The organism is Vaginisenegalia massiliensis (genome assembly GCF_900604935.1).
GTDB lineage: Bacteria > Bacillota > Bacilli > Lactobacillales > Aerococcaceae > Vaginisenegalia > Vaginisenegalia massiliensis.
This window is the reverse complement of sequence record NZ_UWPC01000007.1, coordinates 81,581-88,608: the sequence shown is the minus strand read 5'-3', so window position 1 is coordinate 88,608 and position 7,028 is coordinate 81,581. Positions and strand designations below refer to the sequence as shown.

The window sequence follows — 7,028 nt, the reverse complement described above, 5'->3', positions numbered from 1 at the left end:
CTATATAGAATATTATAATTTAGTTAGGAAGAAGAGAAAATTAAAAAGCAAGACTCCTGTAGAATACAGAAATCTTGCTTTAATGACAGTGGCTTAATAAAAAGTTCAACTTTTTGGGTCCACTACACTCTAGCGGTTGGCTCTTTTTTGTCTTAATTTACTCTTCGTCTAAATTAACATTGTGATAGACCCGTTGAACATCATCATTATCTTCTAATAATTCGATTAAACGTTCAAACTTGGTTAAGTCTTCGCCCGTTAAGGTCACTTCATTTTGTGGAAGCATATCTAATTCAGCAACTTCAAATTCAGTGATACCCATATTTTCAAGGGCTGATTTAATAGTATGGAAGTCGGTCGATTCACCGTAAACAATCGTGCTATCTTCTTCTTGGAAGACTTCGCGAACATCGACATCGGCTTCCAATAAGCCCATCATCACTTCATCAGCATCTTGACCTTTCATTACAAAGACCGCAGTTGCATCAAATAAATAAGAAACAGCGCCAGAAACACCCATGTTTCCGCCATTTTTTCCGAAGGTAGCTCGGACATCAGAAGCGGTCCGGTTAACATTGGAAGTCAGAGCATCCACAATAATCATGGAACCATTTGGGCCAAAGCCTTCGTAACGTAATTCTTGGAAGGCTTCGTCACCAGAACCTTTGGCTTTTTCGATAGCCCGGTCGATTACGTGTTTAGGTACGTTATAAGTTTTCGCCCGTTCAATAACAAATTTTAATTTTTGGTTACTATGAGGATCTGGCTCACCTGATTTAGCAGCAGCATAGATTTCGATCCCAAATTTAGCATAAGTTTTACTGTTACTTGCATCTAACTTAGCTTTTTTTTCTTGAATATTAGCCCATTTACGGCCCATACTTTCACTCCACTTTCTATTTTTACAGTCATATAGTTATTATAGCCTTAATTAGGGTGCTTTGTTAAGTGTTTTCGACAAAAAAATCGTCAAGGCTACGTATGAGTGGACTTGTTTGTCAGGAATAAAAGCGTATACTAAAAGTAAATTGTAGTTCAGTTTAGTATGATGGAGGAGCGAAAATGAAAGTAAAGTTAGAACGTCTTTTTTGGCTCAAGATGATAGCGTGGTTTCTAGCTTATTCTTGGCTTTTGGGTGGCATGGATGGGGATTGGACGCGATTCTTGTCCCAGACAGCTATTATATTTGGTCTGACCCTAATCACTTTCTTGGCTTATTTATTATTTGGGGAAAAACTAGAAGGCTTATTTAGGGACGGTCCGCTTGATCAAGAACAAGAAGACATCCGCCGCCGGTCCTTAGCGATTGGCTATCATCTTACTTTATCTGGAATGCTTGCTATTTTAATTTATTCCTTAGTTAATAAGGATGTGAATAAAGAAGACCTCATCCACTTTATGATCCTGTTAATGATAATGGTGGCTATTGTCGAGGTAGAATTAGAAAGCATATATCTTAAAGTAACTCAGCGCAAAAGTAATCATAAAGTTGATTAGCTACGGACGGAATTAAATCGTTAATTCGATTAAATTTCCCTCAGGATCAGCCACAACAGCTTCGTAATAGCCATCCCCGGTAGTACGGGGACCATCCAGGTGGGTGTAGCCATCAGCTTTGAGTTGTTGTGTCAACTGATCAACGGCTTCCTTGGAGCCAAGGTTGAAGGCCAGGTGGGCATAACCATATTGATTGACCGGACTATCAGCCAACTGAGGTTTGTGCATTAATTCAAGGCGAGTACCATCTTCGAAGCTTAAAAAATAGGATTTGAATGATTTCTTAGGGTTATGGTATAAAGTGTTGGCTTGGGCCATAAAGTAATGACAGTAAAATTCTTTCATCACGTCTAGTTGACGGACCCATAGGCCGATATGATCGATTTTCATGCGAATACCTCCAATTATCTTGTTAATGAATTTATTCTATAGCAAATAATTAGTCAATAAAGACTTATTTTCATAAAAAACGGAGCTAAAGTTATTTTAGCTCCGTTTTTTTATGACCTAACGGTCACCGTTATAGATATTATTTTTTACTAAGACGTAATCCACTTTGCGGATAGCTTCTAAGTCACGGCCACCGGCATAAGAAATGGAGGATTGAAGATCTTGTTCCATTTCGGTTAAGGTATCAGATAATTTACCACGGGCAGGAATCATTTCAATCTTACCTTCTACATTCTTACGAACGCCTTTTTGGAATTCAGAAGCAGAACCAAAATATTCTTTGTAGACCACGCCATCAATTTCTTTTGAATGGCCAGGGCTTTCTTCATGAGCGGCTAATAAAGAACCAATCATGACCATGCTAGCACCAAAGCGAATGGATTTAGCGATATCACCGTTATGACGAATACCGCCATCAGCGATAATCGGTTTACGAGCTGCTTTAGCGCATGAACGAATAGCTGCCAATTGCCAACCACCCGTTCCAAATCCTGTTTTTAATTTAGTGATGCAGACCCGACCAGGTCCAATGCCGACTTTAGTTGCATCGGCGCCGGCGTTTTCCAATTCTCGTACGCCTTCTGGGGTCCCTACATTACCGGCAATTAAGAAAGCTGATGGGATTTGTTCTTTGATAAAGCGAATCATTTTCATGACTTCATCTGAATGACCGTGGGCTACATCAATGGTGATATAGTCAGGGATAATATTTTCTTCAACCAATTCACGGACAAAGTCATATTCATAGGCCTTAATACCAATACTGATGGAAGAAATGAGACCGCGTTCGTTCATTTTTTTGACGAAAGGTTTGCGAGCCGCTTCATCAAAACGATGCATAATATAGAAATAGTGGTGTTCAGCTAACCAAATAGCAAGGTCTTCATTGATGACGGTTTGCATGTTAGCCGGCACGACTGGAATCCGAAAAGTGTGCGGGCCAAATTTAATTTGGGTATTGCACTCTGAACGGCTAGTGACGATACATTTATTAGGAATCAATTGGATATCTTCATAGTCAAATACTTGCATAGGGTATCTCCTTTAGGGTACTGAAGTCTAAGCTTCTTGATAGAGGGCATTTACGCGTGCTTGAACATCGGCATTTTCCAAATATTCTTGATAAGTCGTGTTGATGCGATCAAAAGACCCATTTGGTGTAAGCTCGATAATTCGGTTACAGGTTGTATTGAGCACTTCGTAGTCGTGAGAAGCAATGAGGATAGCGCCTTTAAACTTAATCAAGCCTTCGTTTAGGGCAGTGATAGATTCAAGGTCTAAGTGGTTAGTCGGTTGGTCTAAGACGAGAACGTTAGCTTTAGATAACATCATTTTAGACAAGAGACAACGTACTTTTTCGCCTCCAGAAAGCACTTGAACCTGTTTCATGACATCTTCACCAGAGAAGAGCATACGACCTAAGAAGCTACGTAAGAACGTATTGTCACTTTCTTCTTTGGCAGCGTATTGGCGTAACCAATCAACAATCGTTAATTCAACCCCATCGAATTCATCGCCGGAATTCTTAGGTAGGTAGGTTTGGCTAGTGGTGACTCCCCATTCAAAGCTTCCTGAATCGGCAGCGATTTTACCCATGATAATATCAAAGAAAGTCGAAACAGCAATATCATTGCGACTGAGGAAACCAACTTTATCGTTACGAGATAAGGTGAAAGTAACATTATCTAAGACTTTCTCACCATCGATGGTTTTGGATAAATTCTCTACCCGTAAAAGATCGTTACCGATTTCCCGTTCAGGTGAGAAACCAACGAATGGATAACGACGAGAAGAAGGTTGGATATCATCAAGGGTGATTTTGTCCAACATTTTCTTACGTGAGGTAGCTTGTTTTGATTTAGACGCATTAGCCGAGAAACGAGCGATGAAGGCTTGTAATTCCTTGATTTTTTCTTCTTTCTTGGCGTTTTGATCAGCAGCCATTTTGGCAGCTAATTGGCTGGATTGTAACCAGAAGTCATAGTTCCCCACATATAGACGGATTTTGCCAAAATCGACATCGGCCATATGAGTGCAGACTGTGTTAAGGAAGTGACGGTCGTGGGAAACCACAATAACGGTATTAGGAAAGTTCATAATGAAGTCGGAAAGCCACTCGATAGCTTGAGCATCCAAACCGTTGGTTGGTTCGTCAAGAAGTAAGTTATCTGGTTTTCCAAATAAAGCTTGGGCTAATAAGACTTTAATTTTGTCAGCTTCGATTAATTCACGCATTAAGGAATAGTGTTGGTCAGTTGTAATCCCTAGTCCTTGAAGGATATTGCTAGCTTCTGATTCAGCTTCCCAGCCGCCCATTTCAGCAAAGAGTCCTTCTAATTCACCCGCCCGAACACCATCTTCGTCAGTGAAGTCTTCTTTCATATAAATGGCATCTTTTTCTTTCATGATGGCATATAATTCTTTGTGGCCCATCATCACGGTTTCAATGACGTTGTAATCTTCAAAGCCATAGTGATTTTGGCTTAAGACAGCGAGGCGTTCATTAGGATCCATGGTAACCGAACCAGTTGTAGGGGTAATTTCACCAGATAAAATCTTAAGGAATGTCGATTTTCCGGCCCCGTTGGCTCCAATAACTCCATAGCAGTTACCTGGGGTAAAAGTAATATTGACATCATCAAATAATTTACGGTCGGTAAAGAGTAAGCTGACGTTAGAAACGTTAATCATGTTTTGTCCTCCTTAGGTGACTAATTGGTGCCAATATGAAGCTAGCACACACGATATAATAATAGCATACTTCGCGTATAAATGGGGCTAATTACGTCGATTTGTTTCTTCAAATGACCATAATAATTTGTAACTAAACTTACTTATCTCAGTCACTGAATATTCACATTTTGACTGTATAATATTTATGAAAGGGAGGGAGTCTAAATGATCATGAAAAAACAGATTCTTGCTTCAGTTGGCGTAGTAACTTTATTGGCCACCCCAATAGGAAACCTGCCAAGCTTTGTCGATTATATCCAACCTATGCCATTGGTATTTGCCCAAGGCTTAACCCCAGAACAAAGTACAGAACTTGAGACCATCAAAAATAATTTAGCGGCTGTTCAGCCGATTAACTTGGAGCAATTAAGTAAAGTTGATGATCAAAAATTATGGGACTTATATCAAAAAGTCAACCAAACTCAGAGCGGAGAGGAGATGTTGAAGGTCCTTTATGACCAAGTGGCTACTCAACATCCTGAACTTGAATTATTAACGGGCCAAGATTACACGGATTATCAAGCAGCTGCTCGTGAAATCGAAGCCCATTCTCAGTATAGTTACTCAGATTTAAACACAGCTTTACCTAAAGACATTTTAGCTTGGTATAAGGAAGCTCAGAGCCAAGCTGGCGAAGATGTGCAAGCGGCTGTCGATCAAATCGTGCCGCAAATTGATCAAGCTCGCCAAGCCTATATGGAACGTAAAGCGCAACGCGAGGCTCAAACGACCACAAGCCAGGAAAGCGAAACGACTAGTCAAGAAGTTGAAACCACAACTGAATCGATAACCGAACCGACGCCAGAAACCACAACTGAATCGTCCTCGCTAACGGAAGCAGAGTCAAGCTCTACTGAAACTGAGGAAGAAACAACAACCGAAACGACATCAAATGAAACCACAACAGAGGAAACCACAACTGCAGAGAATCAAGATTTGACTCAACTCAAAAAGAGTTTAGTTGACCATGCCAAGCTTCAGCCTGAACAATTGAAGGCATTAGGTGACGATGTCCTAAAGCCCTATGTAGCAACAGCCAGTGCCAGTGATTTTGATTCGGCTTCAGCTCAAGTCATTGCATCGGCTTTAATTCAAGCTTATCCAGATCAATTTAGTCAGGAACAAATTAAAGCTGAATTTGACCGAATTAGTCAGACCTTAGTTAAGGATACCCCGCTAAAAGCTGAAGAATTGTCTAAGATGGATATGGGCACCGTTCTCACTACAGCGAGCTTGGTCAATCAAGAAGGGGGCGACCCAACTACTGTCTATAATAAGTTAATGGAAGTCTATCCAGAGATCCAAGCACATGCCGCTCAAAGTCTGCGTCAACAATTGGTCAAAGCTCACTATTTTAGTCAAGAAGATCTCGATTCAATTAATAACAGTGATTTAGTTTGGGCAGCCTATCCCTTGATGCAAGCTGACCAAACAGAACCTAAGCTTGCTGATTTAGCCAATCAGCTCAGTCAACAGTTTGGTCTAGCCTTGCAAACGACGACTCAAGAAACAACAACTCAAGAACAGACAACGATTCAAGAGAAGAAAGCTCAAGATGCTATCGAACCATTTAAAGCCGCTTTGGTTGATCATGCGGGCATCCAAGCTGAGCAACTTGAACGAATTGGCAATCGGAATCTTGAAGAAGTCTTGAAAGTTAGTCAGCTTCAGCTTAAGCAGTTAAATTCACAAGACTTGGATAAGTTAGCTTTGAAATTAATTAGTGTTTATCCAGATATGTTTAACGCTAATCAAGTCAAGCAAGCAGCGGATCGCTATCGTCATGAATTAGTGGAGACGACGCCAATGACCCAAGCGATCCTTGACCACTATGATGATCAAACGATTTTGAAATGGCAACGTCAAGCCAGTCAGCAGAAAACAGTCGATCCATACTTCAGTTTCCGTCAATCAATTAGTCAAGATTTAGATTTATATCGAGATTTGTTGAATCAAGCTAAGGATCGGTTGGCAAAGCAAACCGGAATTAAGCGAGAAAAATTAGACCAAATTCCTAGCCAAGCTCTCTTGATTGCTATCCACGAGAATGGTGGAATGAAGGGCAATTATTCAGCGGTCTTATCGCAACTTCAAAAAGATTATCCACAAGTGTTTGCTGAGGCCAAAAAACCAATCCAAACGAGTCAAACAACCACCGAAAATCAATCCAAGCAGGATCCTAAGAAGATTGTCAAGAAAACGGTTGGTGTGGAGGCTCATCAGAAGAAGGAAAATAAAGGTTTCTTACCAGCTACTGGTGAAACGCCTTATTTCAATCATGTTCTCTGGCTTGCCTCTTCGATTTTAGCCCTAGCTGTTTATTGCTTACGTCAGGCAAAGAAATAAAG

The 7,028-nt window shown here is 40.5% G+C and carries 7 protein-coding genes; 3 read left to right on the top strand and 4 right to left on the bottom strand.

Annotated elements, in window-relative coordinates; genetic code table 11:
* Window positions 1-4: 4 nt before the first annotated feature.
* On the top strand, window positions 5-97 hold the full coding sequence (locus tag EIH20_RS08735) for an IS3 family transposase (RefSeq protein ID WP_420894250.1): 93 nt from the start codon (window positions 5-7) through the stop codon (window positions 95-97).
* Window positions 98-157: 60 nt separating this feature from the next.
* Here the strand turns inward: EIH20_RS08735 and EIH20_RS06100 are convergent, their stop codons facing one another.
* The gene (locus EIH20_RS06100; protein WP_124058798.1) at window positions 158-880 is read right to left on the bottom strand and encodes a YebC/PmpR family DNA-binding transcriptional regulator; all 723 of its coding nucleotides are present in this window, start codon (window positions 878-880) and stop codon (window positions 158-160) included.
* Window positions 881-1,062: 182 nt separating this feature from the next.
* Between EIH20_RS06100 and EIH20_RS06095 the strand changes: the two genes are divergently transcribed.
* Window positions 1,063-1,497: a hypothetical protein gene (locus EIH20_RS06095; RefSeq protein ID WP_124058796.1), complete on the top strand. Its 435-nt coding sequence runs from the start codon at window positions 1,063-1,065 to the stop codon at window positions 1,495-1,497.
* A gap of 12 nt (window positions 1,498-1,509) precedes the next feature.
* Here the strand turns inward: EIH20_RS06095 and EIH20_RS06090 are convergent, their stop codons facing one another.
* The 3 genes from EIH20_RS06090 to EIH20_RS06080 all read right to left on the bottom strand — a co-directional run bounded on the left by EIH20_RS06090 (window position 1,510) and on the right by EIH20_RS06080 (window position 4,638).
* A complete protein-coding gene (locus EIH20_RS06090; RefSeq protein ID WP_124058794.1) occupies window positions 1,510-1,887 on the bottom strand; it encodes a VOC family protein in 378 nt (125 codons plus the stop codon).
* Between the two features lie 117 nt (window positions 1,888-2,004).
* Window positions 2,005-2,979, bottom strand: coding sequence for a GMP reductase (locus tag EIH20_RS06085; protein WP_124058792.1), 975 nt, complete (start codon window positions 2,977-2,979; stop codon window positions 2,005-2,007).
* Window positions 2,980-3,006: 27 nt separating this feature from the next.
* The gene (locus EIH20_RS06080) at window positions 3,007-4,638 is read right to left on the bottom strand and encodes an ABC-F family ATP-binding cassette domain-containing protein (RefSeq protein ID WP_124058790.1); all 1,632 of its coding nucleotides are present in this window, start codon (window positions 4,636-4,638) and stop codon (window positions 3,007-3,009) included.
* A gap of 207 nt (window positions 4,639-4,845) precedes the next feature.
* Here EIH20_RS06080 and EIH20_RS06075 point away from each other — a divergent pair, with 207 nt between their 5' ends.
* Window positions 4,846-7,026 carry a hypothetical protein gene (locus tag EIH20_RS06075; protein WP_124058788.1) on the top strand — a complete coding sequence of 727 codons (2,181 nt, stop codon included), beginning with the start codon at window positions 4,846-4,848 and terminating at the stop codon, window positions 7,024-7,026.
* Window positions 7,027-7,028: the final 2 nt, after the last annotated feature.

Bases quoted from the DNA above. Each gene is read 5' to 3' on its own strand.
- EIH20_RS06080 (WP_124058790.1), bottom strand. From the start codon at position 4,638: ATGATTAACGTTTCTAACGTCAGCTTACTCTTTACCGACCGTAAATTA.
- EIH20_RS06095 (WP_124058796.1), top strand. From the start codon at position 1,063: ATGAAAGTAAAGTTAGAACGTCTTTTTTGGCTCAAGATGATAGCGTGG.
- EIH20_RS06100 (WP_124058798.1), bottom strand. From the start codon at position 880: ATGGGCCGTAAATGGGCTAATATTCAAGAAAAAAAAGCTAAGTTAGAT.
- EIH20_RS06090 (WP_124058794.1), bottom strand. From the start codon at position 1,887: ATGAAAATCGATCATATCGGCCTATGGGTCCGTCAACTAGACGTGATG.
- EIH20_RS06075 (WP_124058788.1), top strand. From the start codon at position 4,846: ATGATCATGAAAAAACAGATTCTTGCTTCAGTTGGCGTAGTAACTTTA.
- EIH20_RS06085 (WP_124058792.1), bottom strand. From the start codon at position 2,979: ATGCAAGTATTTGACTATGAAGATATCCAATTGATTCCTAATAAATGT.